Source organism: Neisseria sp. HMSC31F04 (assembly GCF_001807735.1).
GTDB lineage: Bacteria > Pseudomonadota > Gammaproteobacteria > Burkholderiales > Neisseriaceae > Neisseria > Neisseria elongata.
In genome coordinates this window covers 2,035-24,539 of record NZ_KV790783.1, presented here as the reverse complement: position 1 = coordinate 24,539, position 22,505 = coordinate 2,035, and the positions used below count along the sequence as shown (strand labels likewise).

Below are 22,505 nucleotides of genomic sequence, written 5' to 3'. Positions count from 1 at the left end.
CGGCGAAAGAAAATCGGGGCAACGCCGTTATGATTCGGATTTACGCCGCCGTCATCGGTTTTGACTTTTATAGTGGATTAAATTTAAACCAGTACGGCGTTGCCTCGCCTTGCCGTACTATCTGTACTGTCTGCAGCTTCGTCGCCTTGTCCTGATTTAAATTTAATCCACTATACCTTCAATTTTTTCAGTTAGTCTGAGTTTATAATGTCTTTACCGTTATCGGTATGCTTTTCGATAGGAGCTTATTATGTTTGCAAGCAAGCCGCTTTTTTCCGCGCTGGCCTTGGTACTGGCTTTGGGAGCGTCCGTACCTGCCGCCGCCGAACCGCCGCACGGTCGTCATGCGGGCAAAGCGCACAAGGCTAAGAAGCCGCACAAGCTGCATCCGGCCTGTAAAAAATATCTCGACCGCCGCGCCAAGTGGTATCGCTTTGAAGGCGATAAGGCGGAACTGCGGGAAAATTCGAAGGCAAAACAGGCGTTCCGCGAGCTGCCTTACCGCGATCAGGCTGAGCAATGCCGCGCAGCTTACGAGGCGTTTGATGATTTCGACCACGGCAAATTCCGCCGTTAATCGAACATCGGCTTTACAGGCCGTCTGAAAGGTGTTTTGCCGTTTTCAGACGGCCTTTAGATTTATTCATCCCTACTCTTCCGAGACTGCATTATCGGCTTTTGTCTGCCGTTTTTGTTTTTTGCGTTGTTCTTTATATTCTCTGTCGGCTTGCGCCTGTTTGCCGTACCAGTCCTCTACCATGCGGCGGCTGCGGTCGGTTTCGCGGTAACCGTCTGCCTTTTGGCGCGGCGGAAATTCGACTTCGGGCGCGGGCAGGTGTTCGTAGGGAATTTGGCTCAACAAATGGCGGATGATGTTTAGGCGGGCGGTGCGTTTGTCATTGCTGTCGGCCACGAACCACGGTGCCCATGATGTATCGGTGGCGGCCATCATTTCGTCGCGGGCGCGGGAATAGTCGTACCAGCGGCGGTAGGACTCGGTGTCCATGGGCGAAAGTTTCCAGACTTTGCGCGGATCGGCGATTCGGTTTTTCAGACGGCGTTCCTGTTCTTCCATATCGATTTCCAGCCAATATTTGAGCAGGATGATGCCGCTGTCGGTGAGTGCCTTTTCAAAAAACGGCATGATGGTCAGGAATTTGAAGCAGTCTTCTTCGGTGCAGAAGCCCATCACGCGCTCCACGCCGGCCCTGTTGTACCAGCTGCGGTCGAAGATGACGACTTCGCCGGCGGCGGGCAGGTGCGGGATGTAGCGTTGCAGGTAAATCTGGCTTTTTTCGCGCTCGGTGGGCGTGGGGAGGGCGACGGTGCGGAAGATGCGCGGGCTGACGCGTTCGGTAATCGCTTTGATTGTTCCGCCCTTTCCCGCGCCGTCCCGCCCTTCGAAGATAATACAGACTTTCAGGCCTTCGTGCTGCACCCAGCGTTGCAGGGCGACCAGTTCGCCATGCAGATACTTCAATTCGCGGAGGTATTTTTTCAGGCTGATTTTGGCGGGTTTGCCTTCGGTTTTCTGGTTCATTTTTCGGTCTCCTTTGATTATGCCGGCCACCCTATCCGCTATAACGGTTTTTTCTGCCTGCCTTGTGCATCGAAATTATCGTCGGACAGCCAGTCAAGGAAACGCCGTTTGCGTTCCGGCCATTCGCTGTCGATGACCGAATACCAATTGGTGTCGCGGCTGCGGCCGCGGTTGATGCGGTCTTGGCGGAAAGTGCCTTCGTAAGTGAAACCCAGCCGTTCGGCAGCACGGCAGGAAGGTGCGTTCAGCGCGTCGCACTTCCATTCATAGCGGCGGTAGTGCAGGGTTTCGAATACATATTGCATCAGCAGGAATTGCGCTTCGGTAGCCGCGCGGGTACGTTTGAGTTTCTCCCCGTACACCACCCAGCCGACTTCAATCCTGCGGTTTGCGGTATCGGTACGCATCAGGGCGATCGTGCCGACCGCCCGTCCGCTTTCCTGTTCGACAATGGCAAACCAATACGGGTCGGCAGATTGCTCCAGCTTGACCAAATAATCCGCCAAGCCGTCTGCATCCGTTATCGGGCCTATGGAAAGATAAGTCCAATTTTCCGGCGGCGAAGCATATACTTCCCGCAAACTGCTGCCGTGTTTTTCTGCCGACAGTTTCTCCAACCGGCAGAAACGTCCCTGCAATAATTGCGCCTGCGGCAGGCTGCCCGCACCCAAATTTTCCACGATTTCGCCGACCGGCTGGCCGTATTCGTTTTCAATCATCTTTTCAATCTTTCAAGAATAGGTTGTGAAGAAGTTCGCTTTGTAATTTTAGCGAAACTCGCTTCGTTGCTCATTTTCAGACGGCCTACCTAACCCTGCCTCTCCAACATCCCTTGAAACCGCAACAATGCCAGCCACAAGAATCCTACGCCGATACAGCCCATAATCAGCATATGTCCCCATACGATTTCAATCCCCGCGCCACGGAACAGGATGTCTTGCGAAAATTTGACGAACTGCGTCAACGGCCAGTATTCGCTGATCAGTTGCGCCGCGTGCGGCATGTTGCTGCGCGGGGATGCGCCGCCGGCAAACAGGTTCATCACGATATACACCGGCAGCATCAGCATACCGAACTGTCCCATCGTCGATGCGAACGTGGCAATCATGATGCCCAGCGATGCCACCGAAAACAGGAACAACGCCAGCCCTACCGCATAAAGCGGCACCGAGCCGATGAGCGGCACACCGATGCCCAAATGCACGACAAACCACAGCGACGACAACGCCGCCACCCAAATCACGGCGGCATTTGCCAGCACTTTGCCCATCATCAGTTCGAACGCATTGACCGGCATTACCAGCAAATGCTCGATTGTACCGCGTTCGCGTTCGCGGATAACCGCCGCCCCCGTCAATAAAATCAGCAACATACACGACATCGATCCGATTTGCGAAGTCGGCATGAACCACGCGCTTTCGCCGTTGGGATTGTAATAAGTGTTGATGACGAGGTTGATTAACTCCGGCCGCGTCACGCCGGTGAATTCGTAAATTTCGCGGTTGATAATTTGCGAAAGATAAGACGCGCCCACCCCCGCCTGCGTCATCGACGTCGCATCAACCAAAAGCTGCAAATCAGGATTGCGCCCCGCCGCCATGTCGCGCTGAAAATTGGGCGGTACTTCCAAAATAAAGGTGAACTCGCCCTTGTCCATCAATTCGTCCGAATCTTCGCGCCGCACGTCCTCTACCGGTTTGAAAAACGGATGCTGCACGGCATCGCGGATGCGCATGGACAAGACCGAACGGTCTTGGTCGATGATGCCGACAGTGGCGTTTTTCAAATCCGCGCCCACCTGCGCCATCTGATAAATCGTGGCGGTAAAGATATACACAATCAGCACCATCAGCACCGGATCAGTCAGCACGCTGCGGAACTCTTTGAGCATCAGGGTCAGAATGTTTTTCAGGGTACGCATGGGGGTTCCTGTTTGTGGGTTGTATTGTCAAAGGCCGTCTGAAAAAACGGTCGGCTGTTTTTTCGGCTTTACAGCCTGTTCCTTTAAACAAAACAGCGTTTGCCGCGTTATTCCGTCAGCGCCGCATCCACCGCCGAGAGCGCATGGATGGCGGTGCTGTCGAACACGGGCAGCGGGCTGTCGGTTTCGTTCACAAGCAGGCAGATTTCGGTGCAGCCGAGTATCACGCCCTGCGCGCCTTCGTTTTTCAGACGGCCTATCACGTCGTAAAAGTAGCGGGCGGACTCGGGGCGGATGCGGTTCAGGCACAGTTCGTCAAAAATAATGCGGTGGATTTCGTCTTGTTCGGCGGCGGTCGGAGCTATGGTTTGTACGCCCTGCGAACCCATGCGCTCCATATAAAAACCATCGCTCATGGTAAAGCGCGTGCCGAGCAGGCCGACGGCGGACAAGCCCTGCCGTTTGATGGCGGCGGCGGTGGCATCGACGACGTGCAGCAAGGGAATGCCGACCGTCTGTTCGATGGCGGGGGCGACTTTGTGCATGGTGTTGGTAGCGAGCAGCAAAAAATCCGCGCCGCCTGCTTCCAGCTTCCGCGCGCTTTGCGCCAGCACGTTTCCCGCCGCAGCCCAATCACGGCTTTTCTGCAAGCGGACGATTTCTTCAAAATCCACGCTGTCGAGCAGGATTTTGGCGCTGCGGTTGCCGCCCAAGCGGCGGTTGGTCTCGCGGTTGATGATTTGGTAGTAGAGCACGGTGCTTTCGGGACTCATGCCGCCGATGATGCCTATGGTTTTCATGTTTTTCCTTTCGTTTGATGTGTGGAGTTAACCAATCCTAGAGCGTCAGCACGAAGCTGTCATCTATCAGCCGCCACACGTTTTCTACGGGCGTTTGCGCCAATACGATGCTCAACCAGTGTTCTTTGTTCATGTGGTAGGCGGGCAGGATGCCTGCCGTCGCGCGCCATGCGCCGATGTGTTCGGTGCGGCATTTGACGTTGACGATTTCCGTCAGACTGCCCTCGCCCATGCCCAGTTTTTCAGACGGCACGGGCATATACAGGCAGAACCATTTGCGCTTACCCGCGTGGCGGAACACGGCAAAGTCGGGAGATTTCGCCCACGGATATTCTGCCGCCGCGCCGTAGCGTTCGGCCAGTCCGTCAAACAGGGTTGTTCGGTTCATGGCGTTCTTCCTTTATAGTGGGTTAAGGAACAAATCAGGCATCAAGACCCGCCTGCTGAGTTTTCAGACGACCTTTTTTACTTCTCCTGCTTCTTCAACAACACACACGCCAAAATCAGGCTGGTGGCGGCAAAGGCGGCGATGGCGGCGTATTCGTGCAGCAGGTCGGCGGTGTGCAACCCTTTGGTGAAGCTGCCGACGCTGACGGTGTAGTACCACGACGACGGGAAGGTTTTGCCGATAACCAGCGCGCCGCCTTCCATAGTGGACAGCGGGTAGAGAAAGCCGGAATAGGTTTGCGCGGGGATCATGGTGATGATGGCGGTGGCGAAGATGGCGGCAAGCTGGGAGCGCACGAAGCAGGAAATCAAAAGCCCCAGCGCGGTGCTGGCAGACACCATCAAGAGCGTACCGACGGCAAGTCCGATAAACGAGCCTTTGAGCGGCACGCCGAACAGGTAAATAATCATCAGCATCATGGCGGCGAAATTGACCATGCCGACGGCGATATAGGGGAGCTGTTTGCCGATCAGATATTGCGCCACGGCGGCGGGCGATGCGTAGAAATTGGCGATGGAACCGATTTCGCGTTCGCGCACCACGCCGACCGCCGACATCATAGCGGGTATCATCATCAACACCAGCATCATCACGCCCGGGGCGATGGCGTTGATGCTGTCGAAATCCTGATTGTACATAAAGCGCGGTTCGATGCCGGCGGGGGCTTTGAGCGAAATAGGCAGCCCGCTTTCGGCGATGCGGTCTTTGGTGTAGGCGGTGATCAGGCTGCCGATGTAGCCGCGGATGTTGGTGGCGTTAAACGGCATGGAGCCGTCCACATAAAAACCGACTTCGGGTTTAAGTCCGCGCGCCAAATCGCGCCCGAAACCGCTCGGAATATCGATGACCAATATGGCGCCTGAGCTTTTGAGCACGGTGTCGATTTCGGCTTCGGACTGTATCGGCGGCTGTTGGAGGAAGTAGCGCGAACCGTCGAAATATTCGACCAGCTCGCGGCTGGCGGCGGTTTGGTCGCGGTCGTAAACGGCGAATTTCAGATTCCGCACGTCAAACGAAATCCCCCACGATACCGACGCCATGATAATCAGCGGACCGAACACGGCGAAAAACAGGCGGATTTTGTCGCGCAGGAGTTCTTTGGCTTCGCGGCGGGCGAAGGTCCAAATCATGGAGAAGCGGTATTTGAAGCTTTGAGTATCGGGCGTTGCGGACGGATTTTCAGACGGCCTCGGATGGTGTTTTTTGGGGTCGTCTGAAAACCCGACCGTAGCCGTAGCCGCCGTAGGTTGGGTAGAGACCCAACCTGTCGAATCCGAAAGCATTGTTGGGTCTTGATCCAACCTACCCTGTTCGGAATACCCGTTATCCGATTCCGCTTCAATCAGATACTGCACAAACGCTTCTTCCAAATCCGGCGCATTCTGCCTTGCCGCCAGTTCGGCGGGCGGACCCACCGCCAACACGCGGCCTTTGTGCATAAAGGAAATTCGGTCGCAGCGGGCGGCTTCGTTCATAAAGTGGGTGGAAACGAAAATGGTGATTTTGTCTTCGCGGGAGAGTTTCAGAAGATGCCGCCAAAACATATCGCGCGCGGCGGGATCGACCCCCGAAGTCGGTTCGTCCAAAATCAATACTTCGGGATGGTGCAGGCAGGCGGCAGCGAGTTGCAGGCGTTGGCGGATGCCCAGCGGCAGCGATGCGGGTGCGGTATCGGCAACGTCCGCCAAATCAAACTGTTGCAGGGCTTCTTCCACCGCCGCCGCGCCTTTAGCGCCCATCTGGTAGAGTCTGGCGTGCAAATCCAGATTGCGGCGCACGCTCAGTTCCTCATACAGCGAAAACGCCTGCGACATATAGCCGACGCGCATCTTCGTGTCCAAACCGCCCGCGTCTATCGGCTTGCCCAACAGCGTGGCATCGCCTTCTGTCGCCTCCAACAAACCAGTCAGCATTTTCATGGTGGTGGACTTGCCGCAGCCGTTGCTGCCGAGAAAGCCGAAAATCTCGCCTTTTTGAATGGTGAAGCTGACGTGGTCCACGGCGGTGAAATCGCCGAAACGCTTGGTCAGCCCGTGCGCTTCCATCGCGGGCGGCGCATCGGGGTCGGGGACGAACGGCGTAATGTCCAAACCGCCCGAACCCTGCTGTTTTTCCGGCGGCAGCATTTTGACGTAGGCCTCTTCCAACACATCGGTGCCGTAATCCGCCAGCACGTCGGCAGTGGGCTTGTTTGCCAGCAGCCTGCCCGCATCCATCGCCAGCAGCCGCTCGAAACGCTGCGCCTCTTCAATGTAGGCGGTCGCCACAATCACGGTCATGCCCGCGTGTTCCCGCCGCAAATCGTCCACCAGCGCCCAAAACTGGCGGCGCGACAAAGGGTCCACGCCCGTGGTCGGTTCGTCCAAAATCAACAAATCCGGGCTGTGCACCAGTGCGCAGCACAAACTCAGCTTCTGCTTCATCCCGCCCGATAGCTTGCCCGCCGCCCTGCCGGAAAACGGCGCAAGGCGGGTCGCCCACATCAGCCGCGCAATCTGCCGCGTGCGTTCCTGCCCGTCCAAACCAAACAGCCGCGCGTGGAAATCGATATTCTCATACACCGACAAGGTAGGATACAGGTTGCGCCCCAAACCCTGCGGCATAAAGGCGATGCGGTGCGACAAGTCCCGCCGCACATCCTTGTCCGCCATATCGCCGCCCAACACTTCCACCCGCCCGTCCTGAATCACCTTCACACCCGCCATCAGCGAGAGCAACGTCGATTTGCCCACGCCGTCCGGCCCGATCAAACCGACCGTCGCGCCTTTCGGGATGTCCAGCGACACATCGTCAAGCGCAAGAGTCTTGCCGTAGCGGTGGGAAAGGTTTTGGATGGAAACGGTGTTCATTAGAATTTCCTCAATCTGCTATTCGTTTTTCAGACGGCCTTGCGGTTTTGCTCTGATAAGGCCGTCTGAAAACACAAAGCGACCGCAGAACGAAAACTACATCAATCAGGTTCCCGACTTAAAACTTCTGCCAACGTTTTACCCGCAGGCGTGTATTCGCCTTCTTTTTCTCCGCAAAAGCCCGAATCCGCCAACACAATTTGTAAATCGTCGGGCTGACGGAAATCATAGGCATAAAATATACCGCCGCAGTCAAAGGCAACCGGCAGGAAATGCGGGGCGTAACACCAGAATTCGTAACTAAAATAAAATTCCACCACGTCTTTTGGCGAAAAATAGCCGAATTCCCGCCCGTTTCCTTCGATTTCACCGCTTACTGCATAACGCCAAAGCTGCTCCATCTCTTCAGGAATATAAAAGTAATCGGGCAGCCGCAGACCGGTGGCGGCAAATTTCTCCGCCACGCCCGCTTCGGGGAAAGCCTGCGCCAAAGCACAAATACCTTCATCGCCGATATGCTTGTCCGCCGTCTGAAAAAAACATGCCAAATCCTCATCGGATGCGGGAACTTCGCGGCTGAGAAAGTTAAATTTCTCGTACCACATCTTTAAAAGCTGGTTCCCGGCCTTGCGCAATAGTTTGCCGTAAGTTTTTTGGTTGGGCGGATACCGTCTTTTTCCTCATGACCGATATGGTAAACCTCAATGTCGCATCCCTCTTCCTCTGACAGGTAGCGGACTTCATAAGCCTCGCCTGCCTTAGGTGTGAAAGAAGCGGCGACTCGGCAACTATAATGTTGATTTCTCGTTTGAGACGAAAATGCGCCGTCCAAAACCACAGGCTGATTCGCCGATACGACCATCTCGCGATAAGAATCACGGAAAACGAATCCGGTGTCTTTTTCCGTTTTACGGCTCAACTCGGTAGGCGGAATACCGATCGAAATATTCCTAACCTTACGCGGCAATCCGTTGACAAAACGACGGTTTACCGCGTTCCGTTTTGTTCCCTCCCATTTTGCGCAGTCCGTTTCAGGATATATGCGGATCAAATCCGAACCATATGAACCATACGAGCGGACTTGTGCCTGACTGCCCGGATCAAAAGCAACGTTTTTCTTCACAACCTGACTCTGCATCGAGCCACACGCCGACAACAGTAAAATAGAACCTAAAAGTAAAACTGATTTCATTATTTTCTCCAAATTTTCAAAATACAATTGTTGATAAACAAGATTCAAGCGTAATCGGTTATCTCGAAAAGGTCGTCTGAAAAACCGTCCTACCTGTTTTCAGACGACCTCAAGCCGACATCATCCCCAAAACGCTTCTTCAAATCCCGCCGCACATTCGGGCGACAGTTCGCGGTACAGCAAATCGTGCAATGCCGCACTCAATTCTGCAGCCGTACAACAGCCTTCTTCATCATAAACCGCCCTACCCTCTGCCTGCCATTTCTGTTCAAAATCATAAATGGCCAATAAAGTCTGCATCAGAGCAGCCACGGACGGCGCGACAAGGCGGCGGTTTTCCACCGTGCCGTAACCGGTCATCAGCCAATAAACAGGGCTGCCGGGTTCGGCGGTATCGGCAAAAAGAATCGAATCGTCAAACATTACGCCAAACACCGCCCATTCTTCGCGCCAGCCTTCTATCGGCAGATATTGCTTGGCTTTGATGTCCCAGCCAAACGCCCAATCGTTCCAAATATCAGGCAGCCTTGCATAAGTCAGCCATTGCAAAAACAGGGTTTCCATTTCCAGCCAATAATCAGCACTAGGATTTGTTCCCTGCCACGCGCCGTCCATATGGTGGTAAAACCCGTCCAACGCGCCCAAATGCAGATGCCGCCCGCCTTCCAACGGCGGCAATTCTTGCCGCGTTTGCGTGTAGGGGAAGCCGAAAGTCAGGGCGAAAGTTTGGATAGGAGCATCGTTCATCGGATTATCTCTCGCATTCTGACGGTTTGACAGCGGCGAAAACAACAAAATTATAATGTTGGAAATACAAATCGGCCTGAAGCCCGGCTTCGCGCAGCCATTGGAATTGGTCGGATAACGTAGCCATGCGGTCGAGTTTGATGCGTTCGAATGCCGCATTTTTCTCGGTTTCTGTCAGCGCGATGTTATGCATAACATGCTGCTGCCATGCTTCGGTATAGGTGCGTTCGGAGGCTGCGGTTTCGCCCAACACCTGGTCGGCGTTGATAAAGCGACCGTTTGGCGCAAGCAGACGGGCAACTTGATGAAACAGCGATTGTTTCTGCCCGTTTTCTAAATGATGGATGGCCAAGCCGGACACAATCAGGTCGAAATCGCCCTCCGACAGGCCTGCGGCTTCGTCCAACCGCGCCAAATCCTGCGCCATATAACGGAAATTCGGCAGGCCTTGGAAACGCTGCCGGGCTTGAGCAAGCATCTGCATGGAAATATCGACCAAAGTATATTCGGCATCAGGACAACGTGCGTGTATAAATGCACTCATCAAACCCGTACCCGCACCCAAATCAAGCACGCGGCGCACATTCGGCACACCTGCGACCAAGTCGGTGGCGGTTTGGTAAAACAGGTCGAAACAGGGTATCAGAGCGCGGCGTTGGCCGTCGTATTGTGCGGATACGGCGTTGAATTGATTTTGTATGGACTGGGTATCCATATTATCCTTTCTTTCAAATCAAACATACGGTTTCTTTGTTTTCAGACGGCCTCATACCGTCAAAACACAACGACAGGCAAAGCAAAGCTACACCAGCTCTAAATCCATTCACTCTATTGGCGGCAAAGCAGGTCGAACGGCTTGGGCAATATCAAAAAGGCCGTCTGAAGGCAGTTTACACCTTCAGACGGCCTGATTCCATAATAAGGGCTGAAGCCCAAATCAGACCGCGCGTTCCAACTCCACTGCCGCTGCCAAGAGCGACAAACGCGCCATCACACCGTAAACGTACAGGCGGTTGCAGCCGTAATCAGGGTCGTCGGCCTTGGTTTGCGCCACGCCCAATTCCTGCCACTGCTCGAACACGCGGCGGCCGCATTCGTCGTTTTGGTCGCTTTCGGCCACGGGGATGGCATGGTTTAGCTGAACAAACGACATACCGGTGGCGTTTAAGTTTTCATCTGTACCGCGCCCTTCGTGCACGCGGAAGAATCCGCCGACGACGAAGCGGTCCATCATATAAACCACAGGCTCGGATACCGCGCCGTGCAGGGTTTCGTAGGTGTAGATGCCTTCCTGTACGATGACTTCGCTCACTTCCAGGCCTTCTTTGATTTTCGCCATTTTGTTGCGGTTTTTGCGGTTCAGACCGCGTACCTCGTCGGCCGATTTCACACTCATCACGCCCATACCGTAAGTGCCGGCGTCGGCTTTGACGATGACAAAGGGCTGGTCGGTAATGCCTTTTTCATCATATTTGGCCTGTATTTTCGCCAACATCCGTTCCACCGCGTCGGCCAAAGCGTCTTCACCTTCGCGCTCTTGGAAATTCAGGCCGGAAATCTGTTCGAAATACGGATTGATCTGCCACTCGTCCATGCCGACCAGGGCGGCAAATTCGGCGGCCACGTCGTTGTAGGCGGAAAAGTGGGCGGTTTTGCGCCTTGTCGTCCAGCCGCCGTGCAGGGGCGGCAGCACGGTTTGGCTGATGTCTTTGAGAATATCGGGTACACCCGCCGACAAATCGTTGTTAAGCAGTATCAGGCAGGGCGAGAAACCGTCAGCCAGATGCACGCGCCCGCGGGTGCGTTGCAGCGGTTCGAGTGTGACCGTGTCGCCCAAGGCGGTTTCCAGTTCCACCGGTTCGGTGATTTCGGGGTTGATGCTGCCCAACCGTACTTCGAAACCCGCGTTGCGCAAGATATTCGACAGTGCATGAACGTTTTGCAGGTAGAAGGTGTTGCGGGTATGGTTTTCCGGCACGATCAACACCGATTTGGCCTGCGGGCAGGCACGCTCCACCGCGTCGAGCGCGGCATGGGAGGCCAATTGGATGAAATTCGGATTCAGGTTGTTGAAACCGCCGGGGAACAGATTCATGTCGATGGAAGCCATTTTGTAGCCCGCGTTGCGGATGTCCACCGAGCCGTAAAACGGGGGCTTGTACTCCTTCCATTTGCTGCGGAACCACGCCTCTATTTTGGTTTGGTTCGATAAGATTTGCCGTTCGAATGCCTGCAACTGCGGCAGGTAGGATGCGTTCATAACGGGTAGGGGCATAATATTCAATCCATATGAATCATTTGAAAGGCTGCATCATAAACCGTTTCAGACGGCCTGCACAAGTCTGTTCATTACATTTTATTAGACATAAAGTCTAAAATTTTAATATCAAGCTTAAAAATATCCGCCCTATTTAAATTTTTTAGACATTATCCTTGCGCCGCCGCCGCGTTGAAGCTACTATCGCGCCTTCTTTTTTTGATATTCAAAATAAAAACATGAAACCGCAAACCCTCTACGACAAACTCTGGAACAGCCACATCGTCCGCGAAGAAGAAGACGGCACGGTGCTGCTTTATATCGACCGCCATCTGGTGCACGAAGTCACCAGTCCGCAGGCGTTTGAAGGCTTGAAAATGGCCGGCCGCAAACTGTGGCGCATCGACAGCGTGGTCTCCACCGCCGACCACAACACCCCCACCGACCATTGGGACGAAGGCATCAAAGACCCGATTTCCAAGCTGCAAGTGGACACTTTGGACAAAAACATCAAAGAATTCGGCGCGCTGGCGTATTTCCCGTTTAAAGACAAAGGCCAAGGCATCGTACATGTGATGGGCCCCGAACAGGGCGCGACGCTGCCCGGCATGACCGTCGTCTGCGGCGACTCGCACACCAGCACCCACGGCGCGTTCGGCGCACTGGCGCACGGCATCGGCACCAGCGAAGTGGAACACACCATGGCCACCCAGTGCATCACCGCCAAAAAGTCCAAATCCATGCTGATTGAAGTTTCAGGCCGTCTGAAACCGGGCGTAACCGCCAAAGACATTGCACTGTATATCATCGGCCAAATCGGCACGGCGGGCGGCACAGGCTATGCCATCGAGTTCGGCGGCGAAGCCATCCGCAGCCTCTCCATGGAAGGCCGCATGACCCTGTGCAACATGGCGATTGAAGCCGGCGCGCGCAGTGGCTTGGTGGCGGTGGACGACACCACCATCAACTACATCCAAGGCCGCAAATTTGCCCCCAAAGGCGCGGATTGGGACAAAGCCGTGGCCTACTGGCGCACGCTGGTGTCCGACGACGGTGCGGAATTCGACAAAACGTACAGATTCAACGCCGAAGACATCGAACCACAGGTAACGTGGGGCACGTCGCCCGAAATGGTGCTGGGCGTGGACGGCAAAGTGCCGAATCCCGCCGACGAAGCCGACGCAGTGAAACGCGCGGGCATGGAACGCGCCTTGGAATACATGGGCTTGGCCGCCGGCACGCCGCTGAACGAAATCCCCGTGGACGTGGTGTTCATCGGCTCGTGCACCAACAGCCGCATCGAAGATCTGCGCGAAGCTGCCGCTGTAGCCAAAGGCCGCAAAAAGGCCGGCAACGTGAACCGCGTGCTGGTCGTGCCCGGCTCCGGCTTAGTGAAAGAACAGGCGGAAAAAGAAGGCTTGGACAAAATCTTCACCGACGCGGGCTTCGAATGGCGCGAACCCGGCTGCTCCATGTGCCTCGCGATGAACGCAGACCGCCTCGCACCGAAAGAACGCTGCGCCTCCACCTCCAACCGCAATTTTGAAGGACGGCAAGGCAACGGCGGCCGCACCCACCTCGTCAGCCCCGCCATGGCGGCGGCAGCGGCGGTGGCCGGGCATTTTGTGGACGTCAGAGCACTGTAATACTCGCTTCGGCTTTCAGTTATACCGATTCCCTTGGCACAGCCAAAATTGTCATGCCGGACGAGCCTGCCTGCCGGCTTGCTCTATTTACTTACAATCGGACATAAACCGAAGATACACCCGCTTTCAACACGCTTGTTCATACAGGCCGTCTGAAAGCGGGTTTACCGCAATAGTAAATAAGCCATGAGTGAATTGGCTGACCAAACCTACGACACCATTTGCCGACTTTACGAACACGACAACGCACCGGCGGACGACGGGCAATATGGAACACGCCGCTGACGAGCTGATGCATGCCTACATGGGTTTAAACGACGAAGCGTGGCTGGACAAAGACCCGAAATATCTGGATTTTTTAGCCACCGTAGCGCAAGGGATTGAAAACCAGTAGTTACGATGCAGACTGTCTGACACGTTTTTCAGACGGCCTGAACCTCAGACCCTATGGCGAATATTGGTTTTTTGCCGAAAACAGCAAATGCCCCGAAGACTTATTGCAAATATTGGCCGATCATTCCACCCGTACCGCAGCGGATGAAAGGCCGTCTGAAAATACCTGAAGCCGCACATAACGGGAAAACCGTTTTTCAGACGGCCTCCGCCCTGCCTGATATACCCCTACGCCATCCCTTCCCGCCACTAAAACCGGAACCGCCATGCTCCACCTCTACCAATCCAACCGCCTCGAAGACCTTGCCGAACTATTGTGGAAAATACAGGAAAGCGGCCCGCTGTCCGACCCGTTGCAGGAAGAGGAAATCCTGGTGCAAAGCCAAGGCATGCGCCGCTTTATCGAACACGCGCTGGCCAAAAGCGGCGGCATCGCGGCCAACCTCCGCTTCTCGCTGCCGGCCGGTTTCAACTGGCGGCTGATGCGCGAACTGCTACCGGGCATTCCTGAACTCAGCCCGTTCAATACTGAAGTGATGCGCTGGCGGCTGTTGGAACTGTTTTTTTCAGACGGCCTTTCCGCCCCAGAATATTCTGCCGCGCGGCAGGCGTTGTCGGCCTACCTCTCCGGCGGCAGCGTCGCCGCCTACCAGCTCGCCGGGCAGCTTGCCGATATTTTCGACCAATATCTGGTTTACCGCCCCGACTGGATCGATGCCTGGCAAAACGGCCGCCTGATCGGCCTGGGCGAAGACGAAATCTGGCAGGCCGAACTGTGGCGTTTCCTCGACGACGGCAGGCAAATAGCACCGCACCGCGTCGCCCTGTGGCACAAACAGCTCGACGCACTCTCCGCGCCCGGAGCCAAGCTGCCCGAGCGGCTGTTCGTATTCGGCATCGCCACACTCGCCCCCATGTACCTGCAACTGTTGCAGGCCGTCGCACAACACAGCGAAGTACACATCTTCGCCCTCAATCCGGCGGCCGAATACTGGGGCAACATCATCGAACCGGCGCAAATGCTGCAAAACCCCGACGACACCGATTTGAGCCAAACCGGCCACCCCCTGCTCGCCTCGCTGGGCAAACAGGGGCGGGACTTCTTCAATGCCCTGACTGAAAGCGAACTGCATACCGACCTGCAGGTGTACGCCGACGAACCGCTTTCAGACGGCCTCCTCCACCGCCTGCAGTACGACATCCAAACCCTCTCCCTGCCCGACGGCACGGCCACACCCGACGACAGCATCCGCATCGTCTGCGCCCACAGCCCGCTGCGCGAACTGCAAATCCTCAAAGAACACCTGCTCGAACAGTTCGACCGCCGTCCCGACCTGCAACCCCACGACATCGCCGTCCTCACGCCCGACATTGAACCCTACGTCCCCTTTATCGAAGCCGTCTTCGGTGAACAAAGCGGACGGCCGCTGCCTTATTCCGTATCCGACGTCAAACTCAGCCGCCGCCGTCCCCTGTTCCACGCGCTGGAACAAGTGCTGGAACTGTTCGACAGCCGCTTCGAAGCCGACAAAGTAACCGCCCTGCTCGACAGCGAACCCGTCCTCACCCGTTTCGGACTGACCCGCGAAGACCTTCCCCTGCTGCACGACACCATCGCAAGCCTCAACATCCACTGGGGGCTGGACGCGGAAATGCGCGACGGCACAGACCCCTTGTTCACCTGGCAGCAAGGGCTCGACCGGCTCGCCCTCGGCTGGCTGCTGCCCGACGGCGGCGGCCTGTGGCAAGGCATCAGCCCGTGGCACACCGACCCCGGCCACACCGCCGTCCTCAGCCGTTTCGCCGCCTTCATCCGCCGCCTCGCCCATTGGCGGCAGATATGGATGCAGCCCGAAAACATCGGTGGCTGGACGGAACGCGTCCGCAAGCTGGCCGGCGAACTCTTCACCCCCACGGAAGACGACGGCCAATCCCTACGGCAGCTCGAACAAGCACTCACCCGCTGGCATCAGGAAGCCGAACTGGCCGGATTCGGCGGCAAACTGCCCTACTCCGTCATCAACCTCCACCTCGCCCGCTTCCTCGGCAGCCAGAGCGAAACCGGTTTTTTGCGCGGCGGCATCACCTTCTGCAGCATGGTGCCCATGCGCTCCCTGCCCTTCAAAACCATCTGCCTGCTCGGCCTCAACGACGGCTTGTTCCCCCGCAACACCCGCGCCGCCGCCTTCGACCTCATCGCCCGCCACCCGAAAAAAGGCGACCGCGCACGCCGCGACGACGACCGCTACCTCTTCCTCGAATCCCTCATCAGCGCGCGCGAACACCTCTACCTCTCCTACGTCGGCCGCAGTATCCGCACCAACGAAGCCCTCGCCCCCTCTGCCCTGCTGAACGAATTAGCCGACTGCATCGCCGACATGACCGGCAAAAGCACCGCCGAACTTTACGCAGGCCAAATCGAACAACACCCCCTGCAAGCCTTCTCCACCCGCTACTTCGACGGCGGCAGCCTGAGCAGCAGCCGCCAAGACTACGCCGACGCACTCAACAGGCCGTCTGAAACACGCCCGCCCTTCTACACCCGCCCCCTGGAAGACGGCGAACCGCCGTTGCCCGTCAGCCAAAACGAACTGGCCGCCTTCTGGAAAAACCCGGTCAAACACTGGCTGCGGCACACACTCGACTGGCAGCCCCCCTATCTCGAAGAAGCGGATAGCGCGGGCGAACCCTTCGCCCCGCCCAAAAGCCGCGAAATCGCCGCCGCCTACCTGCAGGCCCGGCGCGAACACCGCGACTTCGCCAACACCGCCGCCGAACTGACCGCGCAATCCATGCTGCCCGCCGGCCAACTCGGCACACTCTGGCGCGCCAACTTCGAAACCGCCGCCAAATCGCTGGAACAAGAAATCCTCGACAGCCCGAAACTGCCCGCCGCCCCCTACGAATACCTTTCAGACGGCCTCACCCTGCACGGCAGCCTGACCGCACTGCACCTGCACGGCCAAATCCACTTCCTCGACCACCGGCCCAACGCCCCCGAAAAAATCGGCCTCTACCTGCAACACCTGATTTACAACACCGTCCGCCCCGCAGGCAGCGGCGACCTCTCCAGCCGCTGGGTGCTGCCCGATGAAATCCTCACCCTGCCCCCTGTACCCGCCGGCCAAGCCGCAGAAATCCTCGACGGCTGGCTGGCCTACTACCTCATCGGCCAAACCCGCCCGCTGCCCTTCTTCCCCAAAACCAGCCTCGCCGCCGCGCAAACCCTGCTGTCCGAAAGCAAAAAAAGCGAAGACGAAAAGCTGCAGGCCGCCCGAAAAGCCGCCGCAACCCACTACTTCGGCGGCAAAATGAACGTCGGCCAAGCCGACTACGCCGAAGTCGCCCTTGTCTTCGGCAAAGACGAAACGCCGCCGATAGAAAGCGAACTGTTTTGGCTGCTCGTCGAAAACCTCCTGCTGCCCACCCTGTCCGCATTGCAAGAGGCCGTCTGAAACCCGTTTTCCGGTTTTTCAGACGGCCTCAACCAACCTTTTTTAGCGAAAGCCAGAAATGCTCGAAGATTCCTTTCCCTACCTCCTATTACTCACAGGTTTTGCCGCAGGGCTGATGAACGCGGCGGTGGGTGGCGGCGGGCTGCTGCAAATCCCGGGGCTGTTCAACCTGCTGCCCGCTTCCACGCCCGTGGCTTCGGTCATCGGCACCGACAAATTCGCTTCCTTATGCGGCACGCTGACTGCAACGGGGCAATACCTGCGCAAAATCCCCCTGCCGTGGAAAATGCTGCTGCCCGTCGCCGTGCTGGCGTTTGCCGCTTCCTATCTGGGCGCGAATGCCGTGGCGTATCTGCCCGTGCACTACATGAAACCGGCGATGTTGGTCATCATGGTGGCCATGTGCCTTTATACTTTTTTGAAAAAAGACTTGGGGCAGGCGGTGCGCACCAAAAAATTGACGCGCCGCGAAACCTTATGGGGCTTACTCTTCGGCGCGCTCATTGGTTTTTACGACGGCATCTTCGGGCCGGGCTCAGGCAGCCTACTGGCCTTCGTGTTCGTCCGTTTTTACGGTTATGATTTCCTGACGGCGAACGCATCCGCCAAAGTCATCAATTCCACCACCTACCTTGCCGCGCTGGCGTTTTTCATCCCGCAAGGACACATCGTGTGGGTATGGGCGGTGCCGTTGGCACTGGCGAACTTATGTGGTGGCATCATCGGCGCACATTTGGCGATACGCGGCGGAACCCGTTTCCTGCGTTACGGATTCATGTTGCTGCTGTGTCTGACGATTGGAAAATTTGCTTGGGATTTATTGAGTTGATGTCAATATGAAAAAGGCCGTCTGAAAACTCGGTTTATCCTTTTCAGACGGCCTTTATTTGACTTGGCATCGCAATATTGGACACGGCGGGACAAGCATTGCTGCTTGCCTACACTCTGTCCGCCATCACCTTTGTAATTGAAACTTTTAAATAAATATTAAAAAACAATTAGATAGATAAGAATCAAAAGCCAGTATTTCAGAAATTTAAAATAGCCATATCGGATAAACCGCCTCACTCGCCCTTATCACACCGCAGATGAGAAAGCCAATAATCCGTCCACATTCCGTTCGGTCGCGGCGGAGAGTTCGGGCAAACCGATGCCGCGCAAGCCGCAGACGATTTCGGCTATGCGGGATATGTCGGCAGGCGTGCCGCCTTCCGACATATACGGGCTGTCGGTTTCCAATACGATGTGTTCCAACGGCAGTTCGGCGGCGGCGCGGCGGGCTTTTTTTGCCTGCGGGTTCAGCAACAGCGAGCCGATGCCGATTTTCAATCCGAGTTTGCAAAATGCCGCCGCCTCTTCCAAGCTGCCGGAAAAGGCATGGACGATGCCACCGCAAGGATTCCGATATTGCTTCAACAACGCCGGCAAATCCGCACTTGCACGGACATTGTGCAAAACGAACGGCCGGCGGTAATCGCCGGCCAGTTGCAGTTGGGCCGCAAGCAAACCGCGTTGCCGCTGCCGCTGTGCATCATCGGAAGCCCGCAGATAATCCAATCCGATTTCGCCCACCCATGCTTGCGGGTGTCTGGCAAGGTAATCGGCAAGGCTGTCCAAATCCTGCCGTTCGGCCGATCCTCCGGCCCACCAGGGATGGATGCCGAAGGCGGGGACGATGTTGTCTGCCGCCAAATCCGATACGGCTTTCCAGTCGCCACGGTTGGCGGACGGAACGATAAAGCGGCGCACACCTGCCCCATCGGCCTGCCGTATGATCTCTGCCAACCGCACGGACAGCAGAGGATCGGCAAGGTGGGTGTGGGTGTCGGTGAATACCGCAGGCTTGTCAGTTGTATCATTCATGACGGTCAGATGATGCTTTCAGACAGCCTTACCATTGATACAAAGCACCTGCACCAACACCGACATGTCCGCCGGTATTAGCCGAGAAATTGCCTTTGATGATCCAGTTGCCGCCGTCACTCATGGCAGATACGCCGATGGCCATAGCAGACTGGTCGCCGTAATAACCGCTGCCGACGCCGATGCCGGTTGCTCCCGGGCGGGTAACCTGGGGAATCGAACCTTGGGCAATCGCTCCGGCCACACCTGAATAAGCTTTTTTACCGACTCGGTCGATGTTGTTTTGCAAGGCGTTACCCAAACCGGCAAGTTGGTTTAGGTTAACGGCATCCGTACCTACTCTGCCGGGCGCAACGTTGGAAATACGCTGGTCGCTGTTATTTAGGCCGTCCAGGCTGAGGCTGACGGCATTTTCGGGATCGTGGGCAGTTGGCAGGGCAATGCTGATACCGCGGTCGTTCACGGTTGTCGCACCTGCTTTCACGCTGCCGACAGTCAAATTGTCGGATGTGGCAACTTGATAAACAGATTGGCCGTTTGCACCTTGGCTTTCGGTAACGACTATGTTTTTACCTGCAACGACTTCTGTTTTCGCCGCCCTGGCCGCTTGATTAACTGCATAAAGCTGGCCGCCGTTGACAGCATCGGTGCTGCCTGCTGCCACCACGCCCGGGGCTACACGGGTGATTTTGTTGCCGCCCGCATCAATGCCGCTTGCGCTTACATTGACGTTACCCGCCTTAAGTCCGTTTTGAGTCAGCGCAACGTTTCCACCAACGGCTACGCCGCTGTTGTTGAGGATGGTATCACCTGCTTTCACACTCTGTACGTTCAGATTTTTGTTCAGGCCGATTTGGATACCATTTGCATCGGCTTTGGTAATGATGTTGCCATCGCCGTTTATGGCGACGGTATCACCCAATTTTTTGATACCTGTCGTAGTTGAGCCGTCGGCATTGAAGGTCAGGCCTTTATTGTCTACGGTATTTTTGGCTGCCACACCTTTGGCGACATCGGCTTTGGCCGCATCGGTTAAATCCACGGCGTAATCTGTAACACCGTCGGCATTTTTCGTACCCGCATTTACTTTAACTGCCCCACTTGCAGCTGCGCTAACAGTGGTTTTTTCGGCATTTACAGTATATTCGGTGTTATTGCCACTCACTTTATTGCTGACGGTAACGTTCTTACCGGCCACAACGGTGGTGGTTTTCGCTCCGGCAGCAATTTGCTCACGCAATTGAGCAACATTGACCGCATCGGTGTCGTTTACGCCTTTGGCAACATTCTTAACAGTGTGATTGCCCGCATTGATACCGTTTGTACCAACGCTCACATTACCTGCTTTCAGTCCGTCATTGCCAAGTGCCACAGCACTGCCGACTTTCACGCCGCCGTTATTGACTACGGTGTTGCCGGCGGTAAAACTGTCTGCAGTCAGTTTATCTGCAGTTGCCACTTTGTAAGTGGTGCTGCCATCGGCGTTGTTTACAGGCTTAACGACGATATTGGCATTGCCGCTTTCAACTTTGTTGCTTGCAGCAGCAGCCGCATCTTTAAGTTGAGCGAGGTTCACAGCATCTGTGTCCGCAGTCCCTTTAGCAACGTTGGTAACCTTATTGCCACCGTTAGAAAGTCCTGTATTGGTTAAGGATACGGAATTAGCGCCACTACCAATTTTTAAGCCGTCTGAAGTCAATACACTATTTCCAGTGGTTACGCTGCTAAAGCTTGGCGTTTGGCTAAAATCCAAAGTAACGGTATCGCCAGTTTTGCTGGCCGTTAAATTAGAATTACTTGAAACCACCTTTTGTACTGCGGTATCGGCTTTGGCTAGGCTGGCTTTGGCTGTGGTTGATAAGTCGGCGGTGTATGTGGTGGTTAACCCGTTGGTTACTGCATTTACGGTAACATCCGAAGAGCCTTGTACCACCAATTTTTCAGCATTGACGGTGTATTCGGTGGCACCAGTTGCTGCGTCGGTGGCGCTAGAAACGGTGGTGTTTGCGCCTTGTTTTACCACGGTTTTAGCGGCAGCAGCGGCTTTTTTAACGTCGCCAATATTGGCAGCGTTACTGTCGGTGGTGCCGCCGCTTGCGACATTGGTGATTGGTTTATTGCCTGCGCTGATGCCGGTTTTGGTGATGCTTGGACCGCCGGTGATGTTTAGGCCGTCTGAAGTTAAAGTGCTGTCGCCAGCAACCACCTTAGGAGTGATGACCGAGGCTGCCGCGTTCACATTTTGTACACTGATGTCATCATTTAAGGTAACTTGAACATTGTCATTATTTATTTTGGTGGTGATGTTTTTGTTGTCGCCTTTGATGTTTAAACTGTCGCCTAATTTTTTGGTAACTGGAGAGCCGCTATCGGCAGCAAAGCCAATGCCTTGAGTATCGACGGCAGTTTTTGCATCCACGCCTTTGGCAATTTCGGCTTTGGTGGCATCTGTCAGGTCAAGTTCGTAATTGGTGGTTTTGGTTTGGTTGGCGTTTGCCGTTTGAGCGGATGTTACAGTCAGTTTGCCGCCGGTTTTGGCGCTGACGGTGGTTTTATCGGCATGAACGGTATAAGTGGTTTGGTTGCCAGAAACGGCAGAAGCAACGTGGGTGTTGTCGCCTGCTGCAACCACGCTGGTTTTTTCGCTGTTGGTAACAGCCTGGTTGATGGCGTCAGCAACGCTTTTTGCGGTGGCAAACTCATCGCCGTTTTTGTCAGCCGAAACCGTGCCGCCGTTTACGCTTAAATTGGCTTTATTGACATTAAATGCAATGTTGCCGTTTTTGTTTTCGGCGGTTGTGCCGGTGCCGTTAACGAAGTTTAGCGTCGAATTGGCTTGATTTAGCGTTTTAGCAGTCGTGCCATTGACTTGTATGCCGATGTTTTGCAATGCGCTGTCGGCTTTAGCCAAAAAAGTCTTGGTTTTGTCTGCCAAATCCAGTTTGTAGGTAGTGACATTAGTAGTTGGATTTTCAGACGACGTCAGTTTCAAACCGTTATCTGTGCCTTCCGCAGAGACAGTAGCGCCTTTGGCATTGACGGTATAAATCGCTTGACCGTTTGTACCGTCGGTTTTAATGACACTGGCGACGTTGGTACCGGCTTGAACCTCGGTTTTCGCGGCTTTAACTTGTTTGTAGCTTGCCGCGTCGGTATCGGCTGCGCCGTCAGCAATGTTGGTGATTTTGTTGCCGCCATTAGAAAGTCCTGTATTGGTTAAGGATACGGAATTAGCGCCACTACCAATTTTTAAGCCGTCTGAAGTCAATACACTATTTCCAGTGGTTACGCTGGTAAAGCTTGGGGTTTGGCTAAAATCCAAAGTAACGGTATCGCCGGTTTTGCTGGCCGTTAAATTAGGGTTACTTGAAACCACCTTTTGTACTGCGGTATC

Annotated in this window: 19 protein-coding genes and 1 pseudogene; 6 read left to right on the top strand and 14 right to left on the bottom strand. The window is 55.4% G+C overall.

All coding sequences use genetic code 11. The features are described 5' to 3' along the window. Nucleotides 1-70 precede the first annotated feature (70 nt). Nucleotides 71-178 (bottom strand): annotated as a pseudogene (locus HMPREF3107_RS12275) (IS5/IS1182 family transposase); the annotation flags it as partial. A 72-nt stretch (nt 179-250) separates the two neighbouring features. Between HMPREF3107_RS12275 and HMPREF3107_RS02560 the strand changes: the two are divergent. Beyond that, a complete protein-coding gene (locus HMPREF3107_RS02560) occupies nt 251-577 on the top strand; it encodes a stress response protein (protein ID WP_070453061.1) in 327 nt (108 codons plus the stop codon). 72 nt (nt 578-649) lie between these two features. On the opposite strand, the gene ppk2 is transcribed toward HMPREF3107_RS02560, so the two are convergent. The 11 genes from ppk2 to gshA form a co-directional block, all read right to left on the bottom strand. Beyond that, entirely contained in the window at nt 650-1,540 is an 891-nt protein-coding gene (ppk2, locus tag HMPREF3107_RS02555; RefSeq protein WP_070453059.1) for a polyphosphate kinase 2, read from the bottom strand. A 38-nt stretch (nt 1,541-1,578) separates the two neighbouring features. Continuing rightward, nucleotides 1,579-2,259 (bottom strand): GNAT family N-acetyltransferase, encoded by a 681-nt coding sequence (locus tag HMPREF3107_RS02550; RefSeq protein ID WP_070453055.1) that lies wholly within the window; start codon nt 2,257-2,259, stop codon nt 1,579-1,581. An 89-nt stretch (nt 2,260-2,348) separates the two neighbouring features. Continuing rightward, entirely contained in the window at nt 2,349-3,461 is a 1,113-nt protein-coding gene (locus HMPREF3107_RS02545) for an ABC transporter permease (protein ID WP_070453052.1), read from the bottom strand. Nucleotides 3,462-3,568: 107 nt separating this feature from the next. Next, nucleotides 3,569-4,261: an aspartate/glutamate racemase family protein gene (locus HMPREF3107_RS02540; protein ID WP_070453049.1), complete on the bottom strand. Its 693-nt coding sequence runs from the start codon at nt 4,259-4,261 to the stop codon at nt 3,569-3,571. A gap of 37 nt (nt 4,262-4,298) precedes the next feature. Next, the gene (locus HMPREF3107_RS02535) at nt 4,299-4,649 is read right to left on the bottom strand and encodes an MmcQ/YjbR family DNA-binding protein (protein ID WP_070453046.1); all 351 of its coding nucleotides are present in this window, start codon (nt 4,647-4,649) and stop codon (nt 4,299-4,301) included. 77 nt (nt 4,650-4,726) lie between these two features. Continuing rightward, nucleotides 4,727-7,558, bottom strand: a complete 2,832-nt coding sequence (gene rbbA, locus HMPREF3107_RS02530) for a ribosome-associated ATPase/putative transporter RbbA (RefSeq protein ID WP_070453043.1) — start codon at nt 7,556-7,558, stop codon at nt 4,727-4,729. A 101-nt stretch (nt 7,559-7,659) separates the two neighbouring features. Further along, on the bottom strand, nt 7,660-8,163 hold the full coding sequence (locus tag HMPREF3107_RS02525; RefSeq protein WP_070453040.1) for a hypothetical protein: 504 nt from the start codon (nt 8,161-8,163) through the stop codon (nt 7,660-7,662). Between the two features lie 2 nt (nt 8,164-8,165). After that, entirely contained in the window at nt 8,166-8,798 is a 633-nt protein-coding gene (locus tag HMPREF3107_RS02520; RefSeq protein WP_246828573.1) for a hypothetical protein, read from the bottom strand. A gap of 72 nt (nt 8,799-8,870) precedes the next feature. Beyond that, nucleotides 8,871-9,497, bottom strand: a complete 627-nt coding sequence (locus HMPREF3107_RS02515) for a hypothetical protein (protein WP_070453037.1) — start codon at nt 9,495-9,497, stop codon at nt 8,871-8,873. Between the two features lie 4 nt (nt 9,498-9,501). Next, complete coding sequence (locus tag HMPREF3107_RS02510) at nt 9,502-10,212, bottom strand: class I SAM-dependent methyltransferase (RefSeq protein ID WP_070453034.1); 711 nt, start codon at nt 10,210-10,212, stop codon at nt 9,502-9,504. A 222-nt stretch (nt 10,213-10,434) separates the two neighbouring features. Continuing rightward, entirely contained in the window at nt 10,435-11,772 is a 1,338-nt protein-coding gene (gene gshA, locus HMPREF3107_RS02505; RefSeq protein WP_070453031.1) for a glutamate--cysteine ligase, read from the bottom strand. Nucleotides 11,773-11,993: 221 nt separating this feature from the next. Here gshA and leuC point away from each other — a divergent pair, with 221 nt between their 5' ends. The 5 genes from leuC (at nt 11,994) to HMPREF3107_RS02490 (ending at nt 18,077) form a co-directional block, all read left to right on the top strand. Then, a complete protein-coding gene (gene leuC / locus HMPREF3107_RS02500) occupies nt 11,994-13,400 on the top strand; it encodes a 3-isopropylmalate dehydratase large subunit (RefSeq protein ID WP_070453086.1) in 1,407 nt (468 codons plus the stop codon). 268 nt (nt 13,401-13,668) lie between these two features. Then, entirely contained in the window at nt 13,669-13,794 is a 126-nt protein-coding gene (locus tag HMPREF3107_RS12675; protein WP_256364788.1) for a hypothetical protein, read from the top strand. Continuing rightward, a complete protein-coding gene (locus HMPREF3107_RS11300; RefSeq protein ID WP_083284595.1) occupies nt 13,781-13,963 on the top strand; it encodes a hypothetical protein in 183 nt (60 codons plus the stop codon). Before HMPREF3107_RS12675 ends, HMPREF3107_RS11300 begins: the two co-directional genes overlap by 14 nt. A 96-nt stretch (nt 13,964-14,059) precedes the next feature. Beyond that, on the top strand, nt 14,060-17,248 hold the full coding sequence (gene recC, locus HMPREF3107_RS02495; RefSeq protein WP_070453028.1) for an exodeoxyribonuclease V subunit gamma: 3,189 nt from the start codon (nt 14,060-14,062) through the stop codon (nt 17,246-17,248). A 58-nt stretch (nt 17,249-17,306) separates the two neighbouring features. After that, nucleotides 17,307-18,077 carry a sulfite exporter TauE/SafE family protein gene (locus HMPREF3107_RS02490; RefSeq protein WP_070453025.1) on the top strand — a complete coding sequence of 257 codons (771 nt, stop codon included), beginning with the start codon at nt 17,307-17,309 and terminating at the stop codon, nt 18,075-18,077. A gap of 248 nt (nt 18,078-18,325) precedes the next feature. Here HMPREF3107_RS02490 and HMPREF3107_RS02485 read toward each other — a convergent pair whose 3' ends face one another. Further along, nucleotides 18,326-19,111 (bottom strand): TatD family hydrolase, encoded by a 786-nt coding sequence (locus HMPREF3107_RS02485; RefSeq protein ID WP_070453022.1) that lies wholly within the window; start codon nt 19,109-19,111, stop codon nt 18,326-18,328. A gap of 28 nt (nt 19,112-19,139) precedes the next feature. After that, a partial coding sequence (locus HMPREF3107_RS02480; protein WP_210391378.1) for a YadA-like family protein occupies nt 19,140-22,505 on the bottom strand: 3,366 nt, incomplete at its 5' end.

Coding starts and splice junctions, on each gene's coding strand:
- HMPREF3107_RS02560 (WP_070453061.1), top strand. CDS start 251: ATGTTTGCAAGCAAGCCGCTTTTTTCCGCGCTGGCCTTGGTACTGGCT.
- ppk2 (WP_070453059.1), bottom strand. CDS start 1,540: ATGAACCAGAAAACCGAAGGCAAACCCGCCAAAATCAGCCTGAAAAAA.
- HMPREF3107_RS02550 (WP_070453055.1), bottom strand. CDS start 2,259: ATGATTGAAAACGAATACGGCCAGCCGGTCGGCGAAATCGTGGAAAAT.
- HMPREF3107_RS02545 (WP_070453052.1), bottom strand. CDS start 3,461: ATGCGTACCCTGAAAAACATTCTGACCCTGATGCTCAAAGAGTTCCGC.
- HMPREF3107_RS02540 (WP_070453049.1), bottom strand. CDS start 4,261: ATGAAAACCATAGGCATCATCGGCGGCATGAGTCCCGAAAGCACCGTG.
- HMPREF3107_RS02535 (WP_070453046.1), bottom strand. CDS start 4,649: ATGAACCGAACAACCCTGTTTGACGGACTGGCCGAACGCTACGGCGCG.
- rbbA (WP_070453043.1), bottom strand. CDS start 7,558: ATGAACACCGTTTCCATCCAAAACCTTTCCCACCGCTACGGCAAGACT.
- HMPREF3107_RS02525 (WP_070453040.1), bottom strand. CDS start 8,163: ATGTGGTACGAGAAATTTAACTTTCTCAGCCGCGAAGTTCCCGCATCC.
- HMPREF3107_RS02515 (WP_070453037.1), bottom strand. CDS start 9,497: ATGAACGATGCTCCTATCCAAACTTTCGCCCTGACTTTCGGCTTCCCC.
- HMPREF3107_RS02510 (WP_070453034.1), bottom strand. CDS start 10,212: ATGGATACCCAGTCCATACAAAATCAATTCAACGCCGTATCCGCACAA.
- gshA (WP_070453031.1), bottom strand. CDS start 11,772: ATGCCCCTACCCGTTATGAACGCATCCTACCTGCCGCAGTTGCAGGCA.
- leuC (WP_070453086.1), top strand. CDS start 11,994: ATGAAACCGCAAACCCTCTACGACAAACTCTGGAACAGCCACATCGTC.
- HMPREF3107_RS12675 (WP_256364788.1), top strand. CDS start 13,669: ATGGAACACGCCGCTGACGAGCTGATGCATGCCTACATGGGTTTAAAC.
- recC (WP_070453028.1), top strand. CDS start 14,060: ATGCTCCACCTCTACCAATCCAACCGCCTCGAAGACCTTGCCGAACTA.
- HMPREF3107_RS02490 (WP_070453025.1), top strand. CDS start 17,307: ATGCTCGAAGATTCCTTTCCCTACCTCCTATTACTCACAGGTTTTGCC.
- HMPREF3107_RS02485 (WP_070453022.1), bottom strand. CDS start 19,111: ATGAATGATACAACTGACAAGCCTGCGGTATTCACCGACACCCACACC.